The sequence below is a fragment of the Vibrio sonorensis genome (assembly GCF_001854765.1).
GTDB lineage: Bacteria > Pseudomonadota > Gammaproteobacteria > Enterobacterales > Vibrionaceae > Vibrio > Vibrio sonorensis.
In genome coordinates this window covers 1-25856 of record NZ_LJJE01000089.1, presented here as the reverse complement: position 1 = coordinate 25856, position 25856 = coordinate 1, and the positions used below count along the sequence as shown (strand labels likewise).

Below are 25856 nucleotides of genomic sequence, written 5' to 3'. Positions count from 1 at the left end.
GGAATGACATTATGAAAAAGCGCACCTTTTTAAAACTTGCTACTGGCTCACTTGCTTCTTTGGTTTTACCTAATGCTCTTGCCATGCAACCTAACACTAATCGTATTTCAGATAAGTACGCTGTCGTTTTCTTCTTCCTAAGCACTTGCCCTGAGTGTCACAAGTTTTCTCCAAAACTAAGACAGCTCCAAGCTTTGACGGGGATTCCTGTTTATGACTTTTCTATTGATGGTAAAGCTATTCCTGACTTCCCTCGCCCAATGGCGGTAGATCAGGAAATTTATCAAACCTTTTTTCCAAATAGACAAGAAACTAATGCTGTCCCTGCCACATTCTTGATTAACGTAAATACGATTAAGTTTGTACGCATGACCATTGGTGATGTGACCTATGAGCAGCTTAATCATTCATTCACCAATATTCTCAATGATCGAGAAGTTCTACTTGCGATGGAGTAAGGGGTCTGTTTATGAAAGCTTCTATAAAAACTAAAGCGCTTGCCATCCTTATTTCTTCCTCTCTTTTGTCAGGAAGCGCTTTATCAAGTACGAATGGTGATTTGCAGAATTTCTTTAATGGTTTGGGTTACTCAAGCAATGTAACCAATCCTAGCGTCTATAAAGGTCAAGCAGCGAGTTACTACAATGCGGGTAGTCTTTATGTAAAAAGGAACATTCGTCATGCTCAACTTATTGCCGTCACGTTGCCCTCAGTGTCTGCGGGTTGTGGTGGTATTGACGCATTTTTTGGCTCTTTTTCGCATATCAATTCCGATCAACTTGTCGCAATGGGTAAAGCGATCATCCAAAACGCTGTGCCATTCGCTGTAGATTTGGCTTTGCAAACATGGGCACCTCAAATCAAAGTCGTTATGGATAAGCTACAAGCCATCGCTGATAAGTGGTTAAACCAGTCGATAAATAGCTGTGAAGCAGCTCAAGCGATGGTTGGGGGCTTAGCTGCGTTTGCGGGTAATGATACGAAAAAACACGTTTGCTCAACGCTAGGTACTCAAACCAATGCTTTTGCGGATTGGGTAGCAGCAAGGCATGAGTGTGGTGCGATGGGGCAAACCCCTGCCATGATGCAAAACGCCCGTAATAATCCCGCTTATGAGGATATGACTAGAACGAATCACAACATTGTTTGGGATGCGTTACTTCAAAACAGCTTTCTAAGTTCTGATAAACAACTTGCTGAATTTTTTATGACTTTATCAGGTACTTATATTTTTGATGCAAACGGCAACCCTAAGATTTTACCAAGCCTCTTTACTAACAATAACAATATGATTAACGCCATTTTATCAGGTGGCGATATGACCGTTTATGATTGTGATAATGACGCGGATAAACAATGTATAAACCCGACCACAACCACACTAACTGTCAGTGCAAGCAACGGCTTTGATAAGCGCATCTATACCATGATTGAGGGTATTTACTCTCAACTACATGCAGATACAGCACTAACCGACCAGCAAAAGTCGTTTCTTGAGTACACCACCTTGCCAATACTTTCTATTCTAATTAGCTACAGAAAGCAAAATACCGCTCCCCCTTTTGCACTGTATTCACGAGTTATAAGTGTTGAAATCTTAAATCGCTACCTAACTGACGCTCTAGCCGTGATTAGAGACTCGCTAAAGCTAACTTTGAATGCTCCCGATGATATTGAAAAAATTGAAAACTCAATAGCTCAAGCAAGAAACACTATAGAGATTTACCAAGCTAAAGTAGGTGCGGATTTAACGGACTATGAAAATCGCATGATAGTTCACCAAGAGAGGGACAAGGTTTCTGATCAGAAGCTTTCTAAAAAAATGCAATCTCTACTTTCCTTTGGATGGGAGTAAATCAGTATGGAATATATAACTTACTCATCAGGTGAAGTTGCTCGGCAGGCACTCAACACTATTGCAACGTTTTGTAATTCCGATGAATTTAATTCATTGCAATCCATAGCGCTATTTTTTGGCGCTATTGTAACCATGTATCTCTACTCAACAAGCCGTGACCATGACCACATCATAAAATGGTTTGTTGTGTTCGGTATTATCCCTTTAGCGCTTATCAATACAAAAGCGACAATGCAGATTATTGATAAAACAAAGCCTACCTATACGGCATCGGTTGCCAACATCCCTTACATTGTTGCTTTACCATCTCATTTTATGGGCCAATTAATGTCAGGTTTAGTAGAAAAAACAGAGTCCATTGCAGCCCTACCCGATGATGAGAGATACGGTAGAACAGGCATGATGTTTGGTTCTAAGTTATTTTTGATGGCTCAATCCCCTAGCTCCAAGATACGGCTGCTCAAGGTCTTTGGAATGAATTTTTTCAAAACTGCATTAGAGGCGATATTGAGATAAACGCAAAGTACACCTGGAAAGACATTTACGATAGCTCAGATATTTTCGCTTTTCTTGATGCACAATCAATGTCAGCTTTGAGGGGGGTTTTACTTCCTAATGGGTCATTTAAAACCTGTAATACTGTTTACCCCGACATTAAAGCGGCTTTTTCAAGTGATGCCTTGAACCACATTAATAAACTTGGCTCTTACCTTTACGCTAACAATGCTGCAAGGAAAATGGGTTTCTTACAAAGCTCAATAGAAAACGCTTACTCGACTTACGGCTCGATTTCGACCAACTCAAATCAAATATTTCTACAAAATATGGCTATCAACGCCGTCCGTAATAGTGTTCACGATATGGGGAACACAACAGGTTTAGCAATGAACTACGCCTATACCTCAAACAAGATCCAAACAACCTCTATGTGGATGAGTGTCGGACTTCAAGCGAAAGAGTTTGTACCGATGATTCACACTATCTTTTTCTTAATGTTCTCTTGTTTTTCGTTTGTTGTCGTCCTTGTCGCTCTGATACCAAATATGACCCTTTCAGTGTTAGGTAATTACTTTAAAACATTCGGAAACCTGGCACTTCACCCTTTTGTATTCGCTATTTTAAACAGCATTATGAACTGGTCTTTAGAGGCTCGCTCATCAGGGTTTACCGATGATTTTGGCGGTTTTACTTTATCAAACGCTAATGCTGTAGATGAGATCCATACTCGCTTTGCAGCGATTGCAGGGTATCTCATGATGAGCACACCTTTGATTGCAGCAGGGATACTAAAAGGTGGTGGTGCTATCTTTGGCTCTCTATACTATGGTTTTGCAGGAATGGTTAATGGTGTTGCGGAACGCACAAGTACCGCGGTTGCTACAGGTGATATTAGCCAAGGTAATACGAGTATTAATAACCACTCATTTAATAACACAAGCGCAAACAAGCATGACACATCAGGATTGCAGAAACATCATAGTAATGTCGTGCAACAACAAGACGGGGGATTTATAACCACGTTCTCTAATGGGGCGACTCAATTTGATAATACTGGCACTGTGACTAACGCTCACTACACCCTTGCTGAGACAGAATCTATCAACAAAGCATTAAGAAATGAATTTGCTGAAACAAATCAATCCCTACAAGCTCAATCAAAGCAAATTTCAAATGGTAACTCTTTCTCTGATACTTCACTTCAAACTTATGGTGTTCAACATTCAGATACAAGCCAGTATTCGAGTCGTGATGCAATTTCAACGTCAAACAACCTGAATGATAACGTGAATCAGATGCAATCTTCTCTAAACAATGTATCTCAAATGACTGGATGGAGTAATTCTGACTCAATCGGTTTAATGACGTCATTAGGCGCACAAATGAAAGCGGGCGCTAGCGTTCCATCCAATAAGATTCTTGATGCCGGGGTTGGAATTAACGCAGGCATTAGTAAAGAAAACGCTGAAAGATGGGAAAAACTGGATTCTGAGCAGCGTCAAGCTATTTGGCAAGAAGCGATTAACTATAACTCTAGTGCCTCTAAAGTCCTTGATATTGCTAACTCTAAGGAAGCAAACGATCTTAATGCTGATACTCGTTCATGGCTTGCCAATTGGTCGAATAACTTCACTGAAACTGATAACGCCATGAAATCATCTATTGCAACTCATCAACGTTCTTCGGCTTTGACAGACGCAATCACTCTCATGGATCAACAGGGTATTAATGTATCTGAGAACTTAATGCCAATGTTCCAACATTATGTCGAGAACCGCATTGAACAAGTCAACCGTAACGCAACCCGTGAACAGGTAGCACAACACGCCTATTCGATAATGACTGATAAATCTTCTGAGGGTTCGAGAAATCGAGATCAGTTGCTTGAGCAATATATTGATAGTGACACTTTTGTTAAAGATTTATCTATGAGAAATGTATCAATGCAAAATCATTCCGATCTGAATCAAACTCATGCCGTTAGAAGTTCAGATCTTACATATCAGCAATGGCAAGATATTTCGGCTGAGCATCAAAACAATAAAACAAAATACACGTTTGCTACTTGGGGCGATGATAACAAATTTGATACGCACACACTGTATGACGGCACTCAACAAGACAACATTAGAGGACAGGCAGAGGAAAACAGAGAACGTATTAACTCACGCTTCCAACAAACCCAACCAACTTCACCTACTCCTAGCCCAGTACAAGCCGAAGTTGAGGGCAAAATGAATGAGAGTTTTCTAAAAATCGGCGGTGAAAAAGATGATTGGCGAGCGAGACTTGAAGAGCAAAATGGTAGAGTGATGCCCCGCTAGGAATTGTTTAAAAAAAACAACCTATAGTTATAGGGGTGAATTTACAAACTGAGGTTTTAGTCATGTATATAAGAACCATGTCAAAAATTATGCTTCTTGCTTTGGTTTCTACGCCTGTAGCCGCTAAAAGTCTTTCTCATAACTCCCCTGTTGCGGGAACTATATTGACGCTAAAGGATTTTCATTACGCTGTCGAAAACCCTAACAGTGATAAAGCTATTGAAGTCAAAACCTACATGAATGGGATGCAAAATTTCGCTTCAAATCTTTATCTATACGAGTCAAGTAAGCCTTTAAATCAGCGCTCATATTGCCTCCCCTACAAATTGAATATGTTTCCAACTTTTCTTAAACCTGACTTTTTTTACCATTTACTAGAGGTCGTAATTAAGCGAGAACCTGAATTGTCTAGTGATGAAGAAGAGGATACTGGCATCAGTGGTTTAGTTGCTTATGCGCTTACAAAATATTACCCATGTAGTGATTATTATTAATCATCCCTTTGATTTTAAAATATTAATCACGGGTATTCCTCATCCACATCTTTAAGGTATCAGCATGGAAAGAAAAGATCGAGCAAAGGGTAATAACCTAGTTCGTGGGGGGCAAATAATCTTTCACAACATTAGAATGTGGATGCAAGTGCATTTTACTGTTTTCAAGTATGTTATGGGCGCTGCGTTGGTCTTAACTCCAATCGTGGCAATTATCAATGCCCCCGAAAATACCGCAACTGCAATCTTTTACTTCACCAAGTACAACCTCCAATATGCTTTAGGTGCAGATCCTTACACTAAGGTCATTACCTATTGGGACGATCAGGTTTTTACTTCTATCCTAGTGAATCAAGTTAAAAACCCTACCCTCATTCACCTTACGCATAAGTTCATTTATGACATTCAAGTAATCCTATTAATACTCGTTGCAATCGGGATGGTTGCGATCAGTTTTATTGGACGATACTTTCAAAGCAAAGGTGATGATAAAGCCCAAGATCACTTTATTCGTGGTATTCAAAAGGCTGAGCCTAAACAACTAACCAAGCATTTAAAGAGCAAGAAAAACAAGATCAGCACTTGTAAGCTAGACGGACACCAAATCTTTAAGTTGAATTTTGAAGTGCAACATTTACTTGTTGATGGGACGACAGGTGTAGGCAAATCTGTACTCATTCGTAAATTTTTAATGTGGGTTCGTGAGCGAGGTGATAAAGCCATCATTTATGATAAGGGCTGTACGTTTGTTGGCTCTTTATACAATCCCCAAACCGATGTAATTCTTAACCCTTTTGATGATCGTTGCGCTAATTGGAAAGTTTGGAATGATGCGAAAGAAGCGCCTGATTATGAAAGCATGGCTAATGCGCTCATCCCTCAACATGGCGAGGGCGACCCTTTTTGGGTTGATTCAGCTCGCTCTATTTTTTCTACTACGGCCTTTCAAATGGCTAAGGATACTGAAAACAAGCCAACAACAGAGCGTCTACTTGATCTCATCCTAACCTCATCTATTGAAACGTTAGGTTCATTCCTAAAAGGTACTGAGTCTGAAACTCTTGTTTCTAACAAAATTGAAAAAACTGCTATCTCTATTAAGTCGGTTCTCGCTACTTACATCAAATCACTGCGCTTTCTTGACGGGTTAGATGATACGGACAAGGACGGCAATTCTATTCGCCTGATTTCTCTATTACCGATTGGGTACAAGACGATAATCAAAAAGGCTTTTTATTCCTTTCATCCAATGCGATGCAACATGCTTCGTTACGTCCTTTGATCTCTATGTGGCTTGCCATCGCTTCAAATGCAATTTTAGGTCTAGAGGAAAATGAGGATAGACGTATTTGGGTTGTGATGGATGAAATGCCATCACTTCATAAGTTACCGGAATTGGGTTCAATCATTGCCGAAGTTCGTAAGTTTGGTGGCTGCTATCTCATCGGTATTCAATCTTATGCTCAATTGGTAAAAACTTACGGCAAACATGCTGCTGACGAAATGTTTGACCTCCTTAACTCTCGTTTCTACTTTAGAGCACCATCTGCTGAAATGGCTCAAATATCCGCAAAAGATCTCGGTGAGCAAGAAATTGATGTTAGCCGTGAGAACTACAGCTACGGGGCAAATACGCTGCGTGACGGTGTGACGTTATCACACCAAACCATTACTAGACCTGTGGTTTCTGCCTCTGAAATACAAACACTTGACGATCTACAGTGTTGGGTTCGAGTTCCTAACAGTTCATTTATCACCCGACTTGATTTGAAATTTGACCCTAAGAAAAAGCAAAACACGCCTTTCTTGAAACGTCAGTACGATGAATCTGAATCAATGAAACTGGTTTACGAGAAGCTTGTTTATCACGAAATTAGAGCACCGATGATGCTTGATGAGGCTGATAGAGCTGCTTTGTTCGCTCGTCAAAGTGACACCTTTGAGAACGAAAATGAGCAACAATCCGCAGTCAAATCAATGAAAGAAGCAATTAACAACGCTGATAAGCGAGAACAGAAAACCCGCAATCAACAAAATGAAAGCGATCGTGTTCAACGAGAAATCGATGAGGCTTCATTATCTCAAGATTTTGAATTGTAAGGAGTGTCGTCACTATGATTTCTTTATCCAAAATAGGCTGCTCTGGCAGTGCAACCAAGTATTATCTTGATGAGGAAAAAGACAAAAACATTACCGATGTTGAATTGTCTAAATCCTCTGAAAATGACATTTCAAAAGAGAGAGAAAGCGATAAAACTGTAGACCGCTCAAGCTCTCGAAACACAATCAATAACAATGAGCCTACCTTATCTCAAGGCGAGGGTGGAGCAAGTAGTCCTCCCCCTGCGCGCAACACATCAGCAAATTATTATTTGCGACCCGTTGAAGCAAAAGAAAATACAGAGTGGTGCGGTAAATTATCTGAACAGGCGGGGCTTCTAGGAAGCCCCGTTTCTCATTCAGATCTGAAAGAAGTTCTAGGCGGTAGCCTGAAAGGTGAGGATGTTCACTACAAGCGTGAGAATCATAAATCTGGTATTGATCTGACTTTTTCAGCGCCTAAGAGCGTCAGTCTATTAAGTCTGGTCGGTGGCGATACTCGATTGGTCGATGCTCATAATGCAGCTATCAAAAGCACGTTATCTCAAATTGAAAAAGATATAGCCCAAGTGAAAGGGACAGATGAGGATGGGAAAACAACATATACCAATACTGAACAAATGCTTTTTGCGATGGTTCAGCACAAAACAAGTCGAGAAGATGAGCCACATTTACACACCCATGCTTTAGCAACCAACTTAACAAGGGATATGGACGGCAAGCTTCGCTCTTTGGCTACTTGCCTCAAACAAAGTGGAAGCGGGACAAATGGCTCTTTTGAGCGCCTTTATAACAACCAAAAATATTACACCTCTCTCTATCAAAGTAACCTAGCCAAATCTGTTGTGGATATGGGTTATAAAATTAGAGGTACGGGCAATGGTCTATTTGAGATTAAAGGAGTACCTGAAACCGTACTAAGTGATAATTCAACACGTTCAGCACAAATCAATGAAAAATCGAGTGAGCTTGGTTTAGATAGCCAAACAGCTAGAGACTTAATTGCTAAATCAACCCGAAAAGCAAAAACGGGTTTTTCTGCCAACGATCTTCAATCATCATGGCAAAGCAAGATAGATAGCAAAGGGTTTGATGTTCAGTCGTTCATTGTTCGCTCTTATGATCAAAGCTCAACTCAAGAGCCATCAATTAATCAAGAAACAAAAGACGCAGTTCATAGATCGATTCATCATCTTAGCGCTTTCTCTACGTCTATGACCTTTGAAAAATTAGTAACGCTCGCTGTCACTGAGTTTGCGAAAGAGGGGTTCGTGAACGCCCAAGAAGCAAAAGAGTATTTGCATGAGCTGAATAAGAGTGGCGACCTTATCAAACTTGATAAGCAAGGTGAAAGCTATACAACTCAATCTATGATTGATAGAGAAAAAAAGCTTGTTGATATTGTATCTTCTCGCACTACTGATATGAAAGGCTATGCCAATGAAAATTCGCTAAAGTCTCATCAGTTAAATACAGATAATGAAAAAGCTATCGTTGGTATCATCGAGTCTAAGAAACAATTCAATATTTTGAACCTCCCCCACTCGGCTGAAAAAGCCGTTAAATCATTGGTTCATGTTTACAACAATAGCGGTAAGAACGTTGATATTGTTTCACCAAACCTTGCAGCAGCTGAGCGAGCAAAAGACAGTTACAAACGAGAGTCCTTTGGTATTTTTGAAACAATCAAAAACTTCTTCAAGCCTGAACATACTCACACGGTAAACGATTATTTAAAGTCAGATAAGTTTGGTTCAGGAGTGCTCATTGTTGAATCAGCCAACAAACTCAGTGCCGATCAACTTACTGAATTAGCAGTTAAAGCGAAAGGTGATAGTCGAAAGGTTGTTTTCTTAAACCATGAAAGCCAAACACAATCATTTCGTTCTAACAGCGCTCTAGCTTTGGTTGCCAGTTCTGGCGCTCATTCGGAAGTATTCAGATCTGAAACAAAGACCCAAGCGCAAGTGTCTTTAAGAGATCAAGATATTGATAAGTTAGCCTCTCTATACTCTGCGATGTCGTCATCTGGTGAGCGTCCACAAGTTGTAGCTACCAATGTTAAAGATACGAATTTACTTAACTCAACAATAAGAGATAAATTAGTGTCAGAGGGGCAAGTATCATCATCAGGAATGACAATAGCGACCCTAAACCCCGTTTATCTTAGCGATGCTCAACGTGAGCTTTCAAAGCACTATAACAGCACTATGACGCTAAGAGAGTTCAGCAAAAGCAAAGGTAAAACCTCTGTTCAAGATTTCAAAGTAGTAAGCAAAAATAACCGTGATAACACCATCGTTATAGAGAATGATAAAGGACAAAAGCAGACAGTTGACCCCTCATCAAAAGAGTTTAAAGAACGTAATATTTCCGTTCTAAAAAGTGCAAAACTGGAAGTTTCTCAGGGTGACACGCTTACAGCCAATAGCAATAATAAAATCCTGGGGTTGAGTCAGCAACATAGTTATAAGGTTGAATCAACCAAGAATGGAAGTCTTACCCTAACCGATAGTCAAACAAATAAGATCATCACAATCAACAAACCAGAAAACCTCCCGCTCTCATACGGTTATGCCACGCCATCACACAAAGCCGATCCTAACAGCAGCCATAATTTCTTATACGCTAAAGACTATGCCATCAATAAAGAGATTATTTCTGAGCTTGCTTTAAATTCTAAAACGCTTGATGTGTTTACTACTGAGCATGACAAAGTAGCCAAGCGCTTTGATGAGTCTCATGTTAGACCATCAGCAGTACAACGAGTTTTTAATGCTCAATCTATTGATAGAAACGTAACAGGGCAAACCAGTGACACACTAAAACAAGATTTATCAGTTGCTATTGATAAGCTCCAAATGCCTGACTTTCGAACAAATTTAGAAAAGGCTGTGGACTACGCTATTAATCATTTAAGCGAGCGAGAAGCAGCTTTTACGCAACAAGACTTAATGTATCACTCCATACAATACTTGATGCAAGAAAAAGGCTCGCCTGTAGATCCTCGTGAGATTGTGACTCAACTTGATAAGCACAAAGACCTACTTTCATCGGTTTACAGTGACGGTACTCGATGGACTACGGAAAAATCATTAGCTCTTGAGAAAAGCGTTCTCAGCACTTTGGCTGATAATAAAGCCGTTGTAGAGCCTTATAGTACCAATGCGCAAGCAGATTCGTTCTTAGCGTCCAATGACTTCCTTACAAGGGGGCAATCTAATTCAATATCTATGATCGCAACCACTGACGATAGATTTGTAGCCGTCCAAGGTTTAGCGGGTACGGGTAAATCGACCATGCTAGAAAAGAATGTTGAGCTGATAAATCAAGTGAAACAAATAAAAGGACTAGCAGAAGTGGAAGTTCTCGGCTTAGCGCCAACCCACGCAGCAGTTAATGAACTCAGCAACAAAGGCATTGCAGCCCAAACCATGAGTCAATTTCTCACTGACATTGACAAAGGAAAACTTGAACCAAGCGACTGCAAAGGCTCTTTGTTTTTCGTGGATGAGGATTCGATGATTGGTAATAAGCAGCTTTCTGAGTTTTTAAGCTTCGTTGTTGCTTCCGATTCAAAAGCTGTGTTCGTTGGTGATAGAGAGCAATTGCTCTCTCAATCATCAGGTAAACCTATCGAGCTTGCTGTAGATAGAGGCGCAATAAACTACTCGAACCTAACGGACATTAGACGACAAGATACGCCAGAGCTTCTAAAAGGCGTTCATAATATTGTCGATAAGCAAGGCGAATCAGCCGTTGATGCACTAAGAGATCAAAAAACAGAATCTATCGTCAACTCGCATGTTTACTCTACAAAAATGGACTACACGAATAGTCCACTAAAAAATGCTCAAATTGCTAAAGAGGAAGTCACTCGATTAGTGACAAAAGACTACCTATCCCGCACTCCCGAAACGAGAGAAAACACACTTGTTATTGCATACACCAACAGAGAAAGAGACGATATAGCCAGTTCGATTCGTGCGGGACTACAAAAATCAGGTGAACTCCCACAAGAACAAGTAACACTCGGTAGATTCCGTCAAGTTAGCGCTTCACGAGAAGAGTTATCTACGATGATGCCATACGAAAAAGGCTTAGTTCTGGCTACTGGAAAAAATACGTTTTATGACATTACCAATGTTGATAAAGAGTCAAAAATACTAACACTAAAAGAGTTTGGCAATCCTGATTCCAAAGAGAGTTACTTCATCCCCTCACAACGTGATCACAAGTCCACTAATCTATTTAGTTACTCTGAAAAACCTGTCAGCGTTGGTGATAGGGTTATGCCTCGCTTTACCGATAGCGGAAACGAAATAAAAGCTAATACAGAATTTAAAGTTAGCAGTATTGATACGCTGACAAACAAAGCAGTATTTACAAACCAATACGGCAAAACAATCTCTGTAGGAGGTGATGATAAACAAAGTATGTTTTGGGACTACTCATACACTAGAACGGCTGATATGGCTCAAGGTTCAACCTATCAAAGTGTAATAAGTGCAATTTTAGGCAAAGGTGCGCTTACCGATATAAGACGGGCTTACATTGATATAAGTCGAGCAGTTAAAAGCATACAAATATACACTGATAACGCTAAGCAAATGATGAACGCTTGGGGAAATAACCGAAGCGATAAGTTTAGTGCACTTCAAACTTTAGATAAGCAAGAAACCCAACCACACTTGTACTTTAATGACCGCCCTACTCCAAATGAGAATTATCAATACCATGATATTAACGGTGAGCTTTCATTATCAAAAATGAGAGATACATTAGTAAAAGATTCATCACCTTGTATAGAATCAATATCACAATCCTTGCTAGGCGAACCTAATAAATCTAAATCAACATCAGACTACTTAGTATTTGGTCAAGGTAATAGTCACACTAGAGTCACTTTGACGGGTGAGTTTAGAGGCTTCTATAGGGATTATGAAACAGGTAAAGGCGGGTCTATTGTTAATCTTCTTATGGATAAAAAAAACTTAAGTTTTCGTGATGCTCTTTATGATCTTGATTACCAATTAAGAGAGCCAGAAAAGAATAAATTAACGCTTAACCCTCAACATGAAAAACTTGAAAACACTATACCTCAAACAGTACAAAACAGAATTAATACGGCAATTAAGATAGCTATCAGTTCTACTTCAACCCAAGGAACGATAGCCCAAACCTATTTAGAGAATGGACGGGAAAATGCAGAGGATATTTCAAGATTAAAGTATAACGATTCTTTTTGGACTAGAGAAAATGGTCAAACATACCCTGCTTTAATATCTGAAACAACAAATAGTGCCAACGAGGTTTCAGGAATTGAAATACGACACCTTGGTAATGATGGTGATTTAAACACACCTATTAAAACGCTAGGTAGTAGAAGCGAAAACTTTATAGTATTAAACGAATCTAATTCCAACACTACGATTATAACCACCGATGTTGTTGATGGGGTAAAAGTAGTTGATGCCACTAATAATGTAGATGTAATATCAACCGAAAATCTTTACAATGTAACCAAATTAGATACAGAACCGATAAGAGAAAATGTGATTCTTGTTCTTTCAGAAACCAACAACCAACACAATGATGATTTACGAAACAGTATCCTTGAGTATTTCAAAGATAAGAACTTATATATAATCTCAATAAATGAAATTAAGGATAAAGCGCTATATATTATAGAAAACAACAAGAACAACATAGAACACAATACTAACGAAACGTTAGACGACATTAAAATCAACGACAACGATAAACATAATGATAGTAGTATTAGCGATAAATCATACAGTAATGATATTATTCAAACCCATGACAACTTATCTATACCTGATATACCTAGCAAGAAAAACGACATACCACAACAGGATATAGATATAGAAAAAGAACTATAATCATTCTTTACTAATAAGCGAGTCGGTTTGTTTTTCGGCTTGCTTTTTCATTTCCTTACTCAACTTATACCATTCAATATGATTCTCTTTTGCGTGTTCCAAGTCAAAACAATGCTTTAAAACTTGCTGAGAAAAGAGCAGGTTTTTATTTACATTAAGTAAAATTAACTCAAGCAAATCTCTATTAGTAATAGTCTCATCGCTACTATTATTTATAACTCTTAATGCTAGTTCGATGAGCTTCGCCCCTGCCTCTGAGTCCGTACCAATTCGCTCGGTTTCCTTATACACAATGAACTGCTCATGCAGTGCAATTGGCATCCCTACTTGTACCTTTACTGTGGTTTTTCCCATGCTATAACCCTCTTTATTCAACATTATAAGTATAGAACAAGAAAACTAGGTAGAATCGACCTAGATTCTAGTCAATCGGGAAATTCAATAAAAACAGAATCTTAAAAATTTGAAAAATAGAATCTAGCTAGATTCTAATTGTCTACATCCCTTGGTATATTTGGTCGGAATCTAGTTGGATTCTAGTTCAAATCTAACTAGAATCTAGCGTTTCGGGATATTGTGTAGGATTATAGAAATTTTTTTTGCTCATTTTTTAACCCGCAATCTACCCTGCAAGCTATATAATTCAATCGCTTGCACCACACATCGACAACCATTATGTTTAGAATAAACATAGCGTGGGGTGTATCGCTCCACAAAAACGCCCGTCCCAAGCCAATAGCTCTTTATGTAGCTACTATCGAACTTTGCGATTTTGGGATTTCAGTCGTTTAAGAGGGATGAAATTCAATGAGCCTTTACGGTCTTTTTGCAATTACATGGTCTATGTAACTTTGCGATAAATGATTGCGCTTCTGGAATTTAGCCGAACAGATACACTCTTATTAGACCCAGTTTCCTACCTCACTTGTAGCTAATAAGAGTGTATCGTCTTGAGGCAAATTAGCGAAGCGAAAAGCATTGGTTTGGTGTGTTTTTCGAGGAACGAGATAAATACTCCAAAATCGCCCAACGTAAGAAAAGAAAAAGGCTCAACTGTAAACCAATTGAGCCTATTAAAAGTAATGGCAAACTATCATTTATAAAACTTATCTTCAACCTTACCTATATAGCGATCTCTAGCACTTTGCCTGTTACTACCAAAACCCGCATTATAAGCGCCTAAACTATTTCGGTTATAGCCGTGAGTGGCAAAATTAGTAGATAGAATCCAAGCTCCAACATGGACATTGGTACAAGGGTTATTAATTAGATCAGGCTCAGATATACCAAACTCAGATAATTTATTTAACCAAGTAGAATTAATCTGCATTAGACCAATATCATAAGTCCCGTTGTTATTGCTGTAATTCATCGCTTTGGGGTTCAAGGAGCTTTCAACTTTTGCTATACTCTTCAACAATTTAGGATTAACATTGTAACGCTTTCCCGCCTCATCGAAACAAAACGCCATAGCATTACTCGAAAATAAAAGAACTAAACTAGCTTTTATTAATTGCATTGTTCAAGTCCTCTTTTGGATCACCAACATCAATCAAATATAACAGCCTACGCCATGCATTTAACTCAATCGCTCTAAAATTACTGGAGTTAATATTTGATTCCCATTTTCTAACTGCTGAGCAACCTTTAGGAGTGACATTTTTACCCAAATAACGCCCTACTTGATTCTGAGATAAGTTTAATTCAGACCTCAAAAACTTAACTTCCTCTGGAGATGGTTTTCTAAAACTCTCATCGTGTAAGGGTAAACAGCAATCTAGTTTTTTAAATTCTTCTAGTAACATAATAAAATTATCGGGGCAGCGCCCCGCTTCCTTATTTTTAAATCCAACCTCTTTCGGCAACACTCACAACACTATCACCGCCAACAATAAAATGATCTAAAACTCTAATATCAACTAAGTTTAAAGCACCTGATAAACGTCTCGTTATTCTTCTATCAGCTTGGCTAGGTTCTGGATTACCGCTAGGGTGCTGATGATAAATAATCATAGAACTTGCGTTCAACTCTAAAGCTTTTTGAACAATCACACGAGGATAAACCGAACAAGCATCAATTGTTCCCTCAAACATAGTAACATCATCAATTAAGCGGTTTTGATTATCAAGAAACAATACATTAAATTGCTCTCTTTCAATTCCTGCCATTTTAATACAAAGATAATTTTTTGTGGTTTCAGGTGATTTAAAAACATCGTTATTATTGATATGCTTTCTTAGAATGTTTAGCGCTTCATCTAAAACAGCTTGCTCTTGCTCTGAAAATGTAATCATTTGATTTTCCTCTTTTGAGTCGTGGATTGTTCCTGACCTTTAATATAAGCATAGACCGCCCCAATGGGTTTGCAAGTGAATGGATGGTTATTTTATAACTTTTACGCAGTTATTTTTACTATCCAGATATTTAGCAGATTGGCACTTATAGCCGTCACTTGATTTTTGATAATAGATAACGAACTTAACGCAATCAAAGCAACAGTAAACCGCTATTTGACTTTTATCAGTATTATTATCGCTTGTGATTTTCCATTGCTCTTGTGTACCCTTAGAAAGAAGCTTAATTACTACTGGCATATCATTTATTGATAAGCGTCTTTTAATGCGTGACATTGTAACGACAGTTTTTTACAACGCAAGGCGATAAGTGATTAACAGCGTCTTTCATGCGCTTAATCTCAGTTCGTCTAGCTTTTAAATGCTCTCTGATCATCATACGATTACCGCCCTACTTTTCGGGGACTGAAAACAGCCCCCTACCTTGTTAGTCACTCATAAGGTCATACATTTTTATCATTTGTGCTAAGCGATCATTGTGCTTAAAAAATAGGCTCTGCGATCACCCGCCCAACCGCCAACCATTTCACCGTGAAAGTAGTAATGGAATGATTCGTCACAATCGACAGCCTCAAAATGGTTTAGCTCATTACAAGCTCACTCAAACAAATCAAATAATTCTTGTTGGTTCATAGCACTAGCCTCATAGTGGGTTATGGGGTTATTCCCTAACCTTTATTTAAGTATAGAATAATGTCCGAAATAAACTAAGAAAAATGACCGTTTTGTATGATTATTCATTCTATGGTTATAGTTAATTATTATATTAAAGTGCAGTGTCCAAAATGGGGTCAAGATTTTTCAAGGAGGCTCCGCTTGCGGATACCTTTAAAAATCTTGATGCCATATCCACCCAAAAAAATGACATTCGGGTTTGAGCAAACGAAGTGCAGCCAAACCGACACTAAGCCAAAAAAGGCTTATCCAGTGCTCGATGCTCATCATTGTAATGCGTTGGGTTTGCGACAGGATTGGCTCTCTGGAACTCAAGCGAACAGAAATAAGATTGTTCCCAGTCAGGAACGAACCTGGTCCAAAAATTATATTCAGTGACTTTCAAGCCTTAGCTTGAACTTCGCCCAACCAAAAAAGATGTAGCCACTATTATTCATGTAGCCGTCAAAATGCGAATAACCTTGCAAAAAGGCCTACGCAAAATGTGACCTCATGGTAAATGCGGTTGCATATCCACTCATTGCATTATTACCTCATTTCAGAGGTGTAATGCATGAAGTACCGAGAAATGACCAAGAATTACATTTTTCGTGAGTTAGAATGTCAACTAAGCAAAGAAGAAGTCGCAAAACTTTGCTTTAAAACCGTGAGTACAATCACATCTTGGGATAAGGGAAAACCTATCCCAAAGGAATGCCGTCGCTTAATGAGGTTGAATAGAAACCTTGAAATATCACATTTGGAAGAGTGGGAGGGGTTTGCAATGAAAGGGAGTAAAATGCTTACACCGACGGGTCAACTCGCTAGCCCTCAGCAAATACTAATACGATTAAGTACTCAGGAACACCATCCACAGAGCACCAAAAGCCGTCAGCGTGTTGCTCGAAATACACGGGGCGATTGTCAGAATGTTGTTTGATTAGGACGGGCATTAGCTCACCTCAACCGTGGTAATTTTGGCTAACGGCCAGTCACGCTTGACGTAATGAAGTGAGCAAATAACTTGTCGATACTAATATAACCAACTTCTAAGCTCCAAGTGTTTTGATTATCCCATTTTGATATTCGAGCCAAACGGTGCTCATCATCGCCTTTCTTTGCAACTGTGTCGTGCTAATAGCTAACGCCGCTTCGCTTTGTTGGCTCGGCACTGTAGCAAAAATGTTCGTTCGCTTTTGCTCACTCCTTATTCTTACTCCATCACCGACCTTAGTTGCCAAGTTTAGCTTTTAGATTTTCTAAATTTATTCACTAACTTGTTGATAGGTTAGATCTTGTAGATACGCTATAAGGTGAGAAAGGTTCAGATTTTGGGTGCAGCAAGCCATTCCTACAGAGTTATTTTTCTGCAAAGGTCGCTACACCCAAAACGTCTATACGCCACATGGAGCCGAATAGGACGAGTCATGGGGGTAAGATCGGTGTTTCGTCTTACCTCTCTCGATAAAGCAGAGTAAACCTGCCGTTAAGCCTGTTCGAGAGCACTTAGGTGTGTGTTTGGCGACACGTTATGACTTTTTATTGAGTGGCAAGGCCAATAAAACAGACTTTGACTTAAAGGACGGCAACCCTTAAAGTCAATGCAATTGAAAGTTGGCAAGCCTTTAAACGAAAAAACCCAAGCGCTCTAGTGATAGAGAACGCTTGGTTTTTTTCGTTTAAAGGCACTGATAATTCCATCTATAAATTTCCACACAAGACAATCTTGTGAAATACTGTTTTTCAGACGCAATACGGGCGTATAAGCGAGCAAGGATCTGAATTGTTTGCTTGGAGTTTGATAGATTTAGGGTAGGAAACCCAAAGAAATGCTATTGAACCCCTCTCTCTATTTTCGCTAATCTGCGGGTGACTAAGCCACTTCTTAACTATTTACAGAGTAGAGATCTATTACTGAAAGATCAAGGAAAAGATCTCATCGTCAGCGGGGTATTTGCTGATTTCCAGACACAAAAAAACCTAAGCTCCCAGAGAGGGTAAAAAACTTAGGTCCTTTTGTGAGTAGTATGTGTCGAGAGGTCAAGCCCGACCCACTCAGTACCTTAGTGTAAAACACACCACACAACGCATGTGTGGCATCGCTAAACGCTGTGCGCTGCACTCTCAACTAAGATAATTAAATAATACTTTGCGGATTGTGATCTGTCAAAGGTATTGGATTAAAAAACCAAGTCTCACTTTAGAGACTGTTCAAATTTAAAGCAAGATAATAAACCACTGTATAAAAAATCAGTCTACTCTTATAGACAAGTAGACAAGGAGCGACAACTTAGAGCAATAAGAGACATATACGGGCTTATTCATATTATAAGTGTAAGAGGCTAAGAATGGATGCAAGTGAGTATCGGGATGCGATTCCCCCCACAAAAAAACTAGAAAGCCTACTTAGATTCAAAGATGGCTTATTCGAGTTAAGATCGAGTGGATACAGCTATAACTCGCTATCGGATTGGTTAAGTACCAATTCGATTGATGTTAGTGAGCATACTGTCAGGCGTTTTTTTTTTCCAAGTATGAGCACGATTATCAGATGTTTTGTAAGGATGAAAATTAATGCTCGAACTAGATCATATATATAAGCAGCAAGCAGCAAAAGGCACTTCAAGTCCTCATGCTCGGTTGGTTAAATATGCGCTAGGGTTCTCCGCCATACTTGGTTGGGCGCTATCACTTGTTCTTTTAACTTCTTCATCAAACAACGTTTTACATACCGACTATTTATCCGCTGTGCTTGCTTACAACCACGTTAGATACACTGTCTGGTTTCATAGTGAGGGGGAAATCAGAGAACTTCGCTCGATTCTTTCACAACACGACATTAACGATAAGAAAGAAGCCGAAAAGGTCAAAATAATTGTTGAAGCAATGCTTGTGCGTAGAACGGACGTTTACGCTCAAGAATTAAACAAACTAAATACCTCTATTGATTATGTGGGAAATCATTATCTTACGCTGTTTAGATTTGAGTCTTTTTTACAAGATGTTATCGAGATTTGTCTGGCTAAAGATAGAGAACTCGATAGCAAAATGATTGATATTTTTGAGGTTATGTTTGTATATCAAACAGAAGCTAATACTCTGATAAGAGAAGATTTACTCGATGCAGAAAACAACAAAGGACTGTTACTATGACCGAGATAATTCTAATTGGTGATTGGTTTTTAGATAAAAACACAATTAAAGCGGTGGTTCTCGTGCTACTGGTGCTAACTTTACTGCTTGTTGTTAGTTATAACAAAATAGATTCCTCTAAAATATCTTTAGAATCCATCACATTTAATCGCAATAATTTTAACGATTCTGATTCTATGTTGGATGATGAATTGACACCACTTCCCGCCATCAAAGAGGGCTATATGCGGCTCGCTTTTTGCTCTGATACATGCTCGGTAATCAATGCAGAAACAAAAGAGGTGATAAAGCACTATCAAAAAGGTTCAAACAACTGCCTACTTCTTAACTACCTTTTTAACAACCCAAACAAGCATTTAACTGAGCTTGATATAGCAAGTGAAGTGTTTCCCGAATCGGCTGAGAAGTTTTACATTCGCAAAGCGATTTGTAACCTTAAATTAGATAAACACCTCAGCGACCAAATGTTTGATAAGAGTGAATCAGGCGTACAACTCAATACCGTTGTAAAGCTGCCGTCCAAGCAAGTATTAGCTTAAAAAGGCAGGAACAAAACGCTTGAACGGCTCTATCTCATTTCAGCTATCTTTATCTCTACGTCCTCCGATACTGAAACCAATCATCACCAACTAACAGCTCCAAATCCTCCAACAAAAACCAGTGAATCAAAATGTTCATCATTCAGATCTCAAAGGTTTTTGGTGTTCCCTCTGCTAACCCAATTTGATTCTATAAGTACATTCCGTGTTTCACTTGTTGGTTCGCCTTTTGAGTGATCAACACTATGAAACTGGTCAATATTTGGGGAATATGATTCATATTTTATGCCGAGCTTTTCGAGAGCTAAAAAAGTAAGAACAGTTTCGTGAAGCTCTGAACCATCGAAAACGCCACTACAACTACCAGAGAGAATGATTGCGACTTTAACCATTATTAAACTTCCTTTGTTGTTGGGTGTATTTAGATTGAAAAATATCCTATATTTAATTACAAGTGTTCACTGAATATATAATAACGATGCTTATTGATATTGTTGTTGCAGGGCTAGCAGTGGTTGCTGTCGGGCTTGTGCAATTTAATCACCATAAAAGACATGATGAAGAAGTGAAAGCGCTTACTACTTTTGTTATGCAAAATCAGAGTGCGATAGATAACCAATCGCTCAGAAAGCTATACCTGAAAGCACTTCATAAAAACACTCACCATGACCTTCACTACTGGTTGAACGAAACTCAAGGAAATATAAAAGTTGGTCACGTTTGGCTAGTCAGACAATACGTTTTAAATCAAAAACCCCTACCCTATCCTGTCCCTATCTTCTCATAAGAGCCTAACGCAAACTCGCTAAGGCTCGTTTTTGTTCCGTTCGCACCACATAACAAAGCGTTTTTTTGCTTTGTTATGTGGTGCGAACTCTAATGTTTAAAAGCATTAAACTATCTTGAACGGTCTTTTTGCATTATATTTATGGTATGACTCTAATTAGATGAGAGACTTCTATGGATACTAAATACGGTAATGATTCTTATGCTCTAGGCGCTAAGCCAGTTAAAAAAGAGGATATTAGGGTGGTTGGTAATAAACTCTTTATCACTACGAATGAGCTTGATAGAGAGCTTGAAATTGAGGTTGAAGTTATCGAAAGCATGATCAAGGTTGTGAAATCTAAAAGTGCATAGTTCAACGAGAACGGACGCTAAGAACTGGACTCCCCCAACAGTTGATGAAGTCGATAGACTTTGGATTAAAGCGTCTGAAAAAATAGATATAGAGGTTAGTAAGCTGCATGTTGTGTTTGGGATCGGTGAGCGAGCTGCTAGAAGATGGCGATCTAAAGCGAATGAGAAAAATGGAAAAAGCATTATTCGATACGGCTACTTTGCTTTGCTTGTTGCGATAGTAGAAGAACGCTCGATACTTGGCTTTAAAGCTACGACCCAAATTTAATTTATGATTTAGATTTACCAAACATGAACAATTACCACCCCGATTTTAACTATTGTGATCTCATTCCTACCGCTTTGAGAATGAGCTTATCTGAGTTTGCTCAATTAATTGGCGTAGATTACACCACAATTTACAGAGCGAGCTTAGCTGATGTTTGCCCCAAATGGATTTATGGCTTGATTGGCTTAGCGCTTGGACTATCACCACGAGTATTATTTCAATGTGAGAACCTAACTTTAACTTTTCAGATCTGAAAATTGATGCTTGTGTGTCTATTAATGAAGCCCGAAAACAAGCTAATTCAGTTCCACAAATGGGCGGTCTTATCAGTGCTATTACTAGGCGGTTTGTTTGCTATTGCTAGAATCATCATGTGATCGTCAACATGAGGCGTTAGGGTTCCTGTTAGAATCAGGGTATTTAACCGATAAACAATTAGTAGAAAAGGCTCAGTGGGGGTTAGGGTTAGATATTGATAACAAAGAATAACCAAAGAACCTTAGAAAACAATTCAATTAATTTCGGTCATTATTCTTGATATTTGCGGTCATTAATCTATAGTTAAAGTAAGTCAGATAAACGTCCCTTGTGGGCTATCCCGAAAGGAAGAACAGAGCATGTTAAATTCTAAAATAGTCGCAGTGAGCAACGCAAAAGGTGGAGTCGGTAAAAGCCTAAATGCGCTAATGCTTGCTATCCGAGCAGCAGAAAAGCAAAAGAAAGTGTTGCTGATAGGTGCTGAGCATGACGGGGCTTTTGCGCCCAATAGTCCTAAGTTCAAGATTGAAAATCTTGATGTGATCAGTGATGTTGCTCGTGACCCTGATTTTGCTAAAAAAATCGGCTTATACCGTCAACAATATGATCTCATTGTCGTTGATTTGCCAGGTAACAATTTGACGATTGAACACGCTGAGCTTGACGGTTTTGCTGAGAAGATGATTAAAAATATTCTCGTCAAATCCGACCTTGTTGTTATCCCTATCGAGCCGTCTGAGGATTCAGTGCGTAAGACGTACAGCTTTATTAAGAATCTTCATGGTTTGGCGAAAGCAACGAGACGTAAAATCAATCAACTCATTCTGCCTACCAATACTAAGAAAGGTAACGTGATCAGTGAGCAAGTTTTAAATGCTATTGATAAATTCCCAGTACCTAAAGCGGTGAAACCTATTCGAGCGTCAGAAGATTTAAAAAAGGCTTTTGCTAAGCGTCAAGGGGTATGGACGTTCAAACAAGGCGCACTTGTGAACAATGATTTAACCCCAGTACACAATCAAATTTTTGAAATCTTAGGCATAAATGAGTGAGGGTAGCAGCATGAATAAAGCAAATGATAATTTCATTGATATGGGCGATTTTGACTTTAACGACCAAGAGTTTGCTAGTGATGTAGCGGTTGATGAAGATATTGCTATGAGCTTAGGTTACGCTGAAAACGATACGTTAATGCTACCCGTAAACAAGGTACACCCTGATCCGAATCAACCTAGAAAACAGCGCACTGAGGAAGAAGTTGAAAACCTTAGAGCGACTGTTTGGGCGAGAAATGGTAATGATCAACCGATACAAGTTAGACCTCATCCAGAGTTAGATAATGAGTACATGATCATCACTGGCGAGGGGCGTTGGAGCGCATGTTCTTATCTTGGTATCACTCATGTTAAATCTGAAATCATCACTAAGAAGTTGACTGATTACGACATTATCCACATCCAAATGTCAGAAAATGTTGGGCGCTCTGATATGAACCTCATTGATACCGCCAGAGGTTATAAAAAGCTCACCGAAGATGCGGAAACACAGGGGATTAAGCTTTCACAATCTAAGCTAGCAAAAATGTTTGGTGTCAACGCAACTAAAATCAGCCGAATGTTAAAACTAGCTAATGCTGATTTAGAAATTCAAAGCTTAGCTGAAAATGGGTTTGAAAACTTAAATACCTTAACTTATCTAGGTCAAATCCAAGAGCTGAACGAAATTGAGTACCGTGATGCGTTAAGCAATGTTCAATCGGGAAGTGTGACAGAAAAAGAGCTTCATAAGCTTATCAAAACACTAAAAGATGAAGCGGAAAAAAAAGAGAACATAACTGACCTAGAGCTAGAAGCAAGAGCTGAGACAGTAGAAAGCACAGAGCCTAGTGAATCTTTCAGCTCTGAAACTGAGCAGGACGAATCACCAAGTTCAGAAAGTGACGACACTACAACTAAGAATCAATTAGGTTTGGAATACGAGAACCTTAGAACACCTACCAAACTCATCAGATCGAATAACAAACAAATTGTTTTAGATATTGATGGCGTAGAGTTTGTGATTGCGGGTGCGATGTTAGAACAAATCAAAGAAACGGTGCATAAGGGGGGGGATGAATGAACAAACTGATGGAAATCAACCCTAAGACCCTAAAAATCCGCTCGAAGTGGGTAGCTCCAACAACCCAAGAGGTGAATTTAGTTTGGGCTATCATTGCTTGGAAATATGGTAAACACATTTCAAAAATTCACGAAATGATTGGGGTTAGTGAGCGCTCCCCTAGACGTTGGAGAGCGCCTAAATCAGATGGCGAGAGTAATAAGAGCAATATCAAATATTGTAATTGGGCGTTACTTATCGCCCTTGTTACAGGCAAATCGATCATTGAAAAATCTACTAAACAAGTCTCGCTTGATTACAACTGGATAATGAAAGTTGACAACTATGAATCACCATCATTGGATGTTGTAAAACAGTTCATCGGGTTAAATAGTTTTACTGGACTTTCAAGAAACAAGCTAGCGCAAGTGCTAGGTATTCATGGCGATTTATTAGCAAAACGAGCTGATGGCATGATGGATTTTCACCTTTGGGCGGGGATTTTAATGCACTTAGGAGTAGAGCCAAGCAAGCTACTTGATTTAGATTATTCAAGTATCACTGAGAAAGACACGAGCTACACAAAGCTTGGTTATGAAGAAAATGAGATTAAGGACGCATACGCTAGATTAAAGCGTCAATCTTACGAAATATAGAATACCCCTACCACCTTTTGCATGAAGCAGTAGCGATTGAGAGAGCGCTTTAAGCGTTGCTCTTGATTTAAATCGCAACGAACGCAATATTCGCGGTTATGACTAAGGTGTGTGATTCATAGACATCCTTTCAACTATACTGGGTGTCTATGGACAGAGAAATCCAACAAAGACTACAGTGGGTAAAAATGTATGAGGAATGTGGCGATGCAGGCCTCGTATGTCGACGTTGTGGTATTTCCAGACCAACATTACGCAAGTGGGCTAAGCGATATAAGCAGTTTGGAATCGCAGGCTTGGAAAGCCAGAGCAGACGCCCTCATTCATTTCCAGATGCCAAAGTCACTGATGAGCTAAGAGCATTGATCCTTACGATGCGTGAGAAACGCAATTTAGGGGCGCGGCGTTTACAAACGGAATTAATCCGACTTCACCAAATACACCTAAGCACCGCGACACTCCATAAAGTTTTATCCGAAGCATCAGTCAAACCCATCGTAACTTACCGACGCAAAAAAGATTTCCAAAGATATGAGCGCCCAATTCCTGGTGATAGAGTCCAGATGGACACCTGTAAAATAGCGCCTGGAATTTATCAGTATACAGCTATTGATGACTGCTCTCGCTATCGGGTTCTAAGGTGTTATTCTCGGCGCACAGCAGCAAATACAGTCGACTTTATGATTGTGTCGTGGAAGAGATGTCATTTCCTATCCAGCGTATTCAGACGGACAGAGGCCGTGAATTCTTTGCTGAGAAAGTCCAGAAACAACTTATGATTTATGGAATCAAGTTTCGCCCAAATAAGCCTGGCTCACCTCACTTGAATGGCAAAGTGGAACGCTCGCAGAAAACAGATAAAAGTGAGTTCTATCCGACTATAGATGTCTCAGTGGGATTGAAAGAACTGGATCGGCTACTAGCTGAATGGCAACACTACTACAACTGGGAACGGCCCCACAGCTCATTAAATGGGCTAACCCCGATAGACAGGATTACTGAGATATCTGATCAAATCCCTTTATCTGAAGAGGTATCTCAGAACTACCAGATCAAGAAAGAGCGGTTTCAAGAGCAGAATTACAAGCTCGAACTTCAGCTAAGAAAAGTGAAACCATCTCTATGAATCACACAAAATCAGTAGACACTCTTTGACTTGATTTCATATTGCTTTTCATACTCTACTGGCGACAACTGATTATTGGAACCGTGTCGCCGTTTAATGTTGTAGAACATCTCAATATATTCGAAGATGTCTGACCTTTCCCCGAGATTAATACCACTGTCTCGATGAAGTTTCTTATGTTTACGCCGCTTGGTTTGTATAATCAACTGGCGACATATCATTTAGAGAGCTATGTGGCTGGCGTTAAGGTGGACGACATTTGTCGGGATATGGGGATATCTTCGGGCACGTTTTACAACTGGCGCAGCAAATTTGCAGGGGTGGAAGTGAACGAAGCAAAACGCCTAAGAGAGTTAGAATCTGAAAACAACAAGCTCAAGAAACTGCTCGCTGAGAGGCTACTTGAAGTGGAAGCGATGAAGGACGTCGTCTT

At 39.3% G+C, this 25856-nt stretch carries 20 protein-coding genes and 3 pseudogenes; 18 read left to right on the top strand and 5 right to left on the bottom strand.

The features are described 5' to 3' along the window. Positions 1–11: 11 nt before the first annotated feature. The 7 genes and pseudogenes from traF (at position 12) to traI (ending at position 13177) form a co-directional block, all read left to right on the top strand. Positions 12–458, top strand: a complete 447-nt coding sequence (gene traF, locus BLO31_RS15125) for a conjugal transfer protein TraF (protein WP_070968424.1) — start codon at positions 12–14, stop codon at positions 456–458. 11 nt (positions 459–469) lie between these two features. Next, entirely contained in the window at positions 470–1855 is a 1386-nt protein-coding gene (locus BLO31_RS15120; protein WP_070968420.1) for a conjugal transfer protein TraH, read from the top strand. 6 nt (positions 1856–1861) lie between these two features. Beyond that, positions 1862–2374: a conjugal transfer protein TraG N-terminal domain-containing protein gene (locus BLO31_RS24910; RefSeq protein ID WP_070968416.1), complete on the top strand. Its 513-nt coding sequence runs from the start codon at positions 1862–1864 to the stop codon at positions 2372–2374. Continuing rightward, positions 2353–4680 carry a conjugal transfer protein TraG N-terminal domain-containing protein gene (locus BLO31_RS15110; RefSeq protein ID WP_084659847.1) on the top strand — a complete coding sequence of 776 codons (2328 nt, stop codon included), beginning with the start codon at positions 2353–2355 and terminating at the stop codon, positions 4678–4680. The genes BLO31_RS24910 and BLO31_RS15110 overlap by 22 nt, the downstream gene beginning before the upstream one ends. Positions 4681–4742: 62 nt before the next feature. Further along, positions 4743–5174 (top strand): hypothetical protein, encoded by a 432-nt coding sequence (locus BLO31_RS15105; RefSeq protein ID WP_139159027.1) that lies wholly within the window; start codon positions 4743–4745, stop codon positions 5172–5174. Between the two features lie 64 nt (positions 5175–5238). After that, a pseudogene (gene traD / locus BLO31_RS15100) lies at positions 5239–7274 on the top strand (type IV conjugative transfer system coupling protein TraD). A 14-nt stretch (positions 7275–7288) separates the two neighbouring features. Continuing rightward, complete coding sequence (gene traI, locus BLO31_RS15095; protein ID WP_070968407.1) at positions 7289–13177, top strand: conjugative transfer relaxase/helicase TraI; 5889 nt, start codon at positions 7289–7291, stop codon at positions 13175–13177. Here the strand turns inward: traI and BLO31_RS15090 are convergent, their stop codons facing one another. From BLO31_RS15090 to radC, 4 genes are all read right to left on the bottom strand, one after another. Beyond that, positions 13178–13531, bottom strand: a complete 354-nt coding sequence (locus tag BLO31_RS15090; protein ID WP_070968403.1) for a hypothetical protein — start codon at positions 13529–13531, stop codon at positions 13178–13180. It abuts the gene before it with no gap. Between the two features lie 739 nt (positions 13532–14270). Beyond that, positions 14271–14696 (bottom strand): lytic transglycosylase domain-containing protein, encoded by a 426-nt coding sequence (locus BLO31_RS15085; protein WP_070968400.1) that lies wholly within the window; start codon positions 14694–14696, stop codon positions 14271–14273. Beyond that, a complete protein-coding gene (locus BLO31_RS15080) occupies positions 14677–15045 on the bottom strand; it encodes a helix-turn-helix domain-containing protein (RefSeq protein WP_139159026.1) in 369 nt (122 codons plus the stop codon). Before BLO31_RS15080 ends, BLO31_RS15085 begins: the two co-directional genes overlap by 20 nt. After that, entirely contained in the window at positions 15020–15472 is a 453-nt protein-coding gene (radC, locus tag BLO31_RS15075; protein WP_070968394.1) for a RadC family protein, read from the bottom strand. Before radC ends, BLO31_RS15080 begins: the two co-directional genes overlap by 26 nt. 1288 nt (positions 15473–16760) lie before the next feature. Between radC and BLO31_RS15065 the strand changes: the two genes are divergently transcribed. The 10 genes and pseudogenes from BLO31_RS15065 to BLO31_RS15010 all read left to right on the top strand — a co-directional run bounded on the left by BLO31_RS15065 (position 16761) and on the right by BLO31_RS15010 (position 25423). Further along, positions 16761–17126 carry a regulator gene (locus BLO31_RS15065; RefSeq protein WP_070968386.1) on the top strand — a complete coding sequence of 122 codons (366 nt, stop codon included), beginning with the start codon at positions 16761–16763 and terminating at the stop codon, positions 17124–17126. A gap of 1634 nt (positions 17127–18760) precedes the next feature. Then, positions 18761–19339 carry a hypothetical protein gene (locus tag BLO31_RS15060; protein WP_070968383.1) on the top strand — a complete coding sequence of 193 codons (579 nt, stop codon included), beginning with the start codon at positions 18761–18763 and terminating at the stop codon, positions 19337–19339. Next, complete coding sequence (locus BLO31_RS15055) at positions 19336–19878, top strand: hypothetical protein (protein ID WP_070968379.1); 543 nt, start codon at positions 19336–19338, stop codon at positions 19876–19878. The genes BLO31_RS15060 and BLO31_RS15055 overlap by 4 nt, the downstream gene beginning before the upstream one ends. A 478-nt stretch (positions 19879–20356) precedes the next feature. Next, the gene (locus tag BLO31_RS15045) at positions 20357–20665 is read left to right on the top strand and encodes a hypothetical protein (protein WP_070968373.1); all 309 of its coding nucleotides are present in this window, start codon (positions 20357–20359) and stop codon (positions 20663–20665) included. Between the two features lie 173 nt (positions 20666–20838). Next, the gene (locus tag BLO31_RS15040; RefSeq protein ID WP_070968370.1) at positions 20839–21018 is read left to right on the top strand and encodes a hypothetical protein; all 180 of its coding nucleotides are present in this window, start codon (positions 20839–20841) and stop codon (positions 21016–21018) included. Then, positions 21011–21286, top strand: coding sequence for a hypothetical protein (locus BLO31_RS15035; protein WP_070968366.1), 276 nt, complete (start codon positions 21011–21013; stop codon positions 21284–21286). Before BLO31_RS15040 ends, BLO31_RS15035 begins: the two co-directional genes overlap by 8 nt. Positions 21287–21903: 617 nt before the next feature. Continuing rightward, positions 21904–22596 carry a ParA family protein gene (locus BLO31_RS15025; protein ID WP_070968359.1) on the top strand — a complete coding sequence of 231 codons (693 nt, stop codon included), beginning with the start codon at positions 21904–21906 and terminating at the stop codon, positions 22594–22596. A gap of 10 nt (positions 22597–22606) precedes the next feature. Next, positions 22607–23662, top strand: a complete 1056-nt coding sequence (locus tag BLO31_RS15020; RefSeq protein ID WP_175443235.1) for a ParB/RepB/Spo0J family partition protein — start codon at positions 22607–22609, stop codon at positions 23660–23662. Further along, on the top strand, positions 23659–24297 hold the full coding sequence (locus BLO31_RS15015; RefSeq protein WP_070968353.1) for a hypothetical protein: 639 nt from the start codon (positions 23659–23661) through the stop codon (positions 24295–24297). Before BLO31_RS15020 ends, BLO31_RS15015 begins: the two co-directional genes overlap by 4 nt. 149 nt (positions 24298–24446) lie before the next feature. Next, positions 24447–25423, top strand: a pseudogene (locus BLO31_RS15010) (IS481 family transposase). Between the two features lie 11 nt (positions 25424–25434). On the opposite strand, the pseudogene BLO31_RS23205 reads toward BLO31_RS15010, so the two are convergent. Next, positions 25435–25560, bottom strand: a pseudogene (locus BLO31_RS23205) (IS3 family transposase); the annotation flags it as partial. Positions 25561–25599: 39 nt separating this feature from the next. Between BLO31_RS23205 and BLO31_RS15005 the strand changes: the two are divergent. Further along, positions 25600–25856, top strand: a 257-nt coding sequence (locus tag BLO31_RS15005; protein WP_070968350.1) for a transposase, incomplete at its 3' end; no start/stop codon positions are given.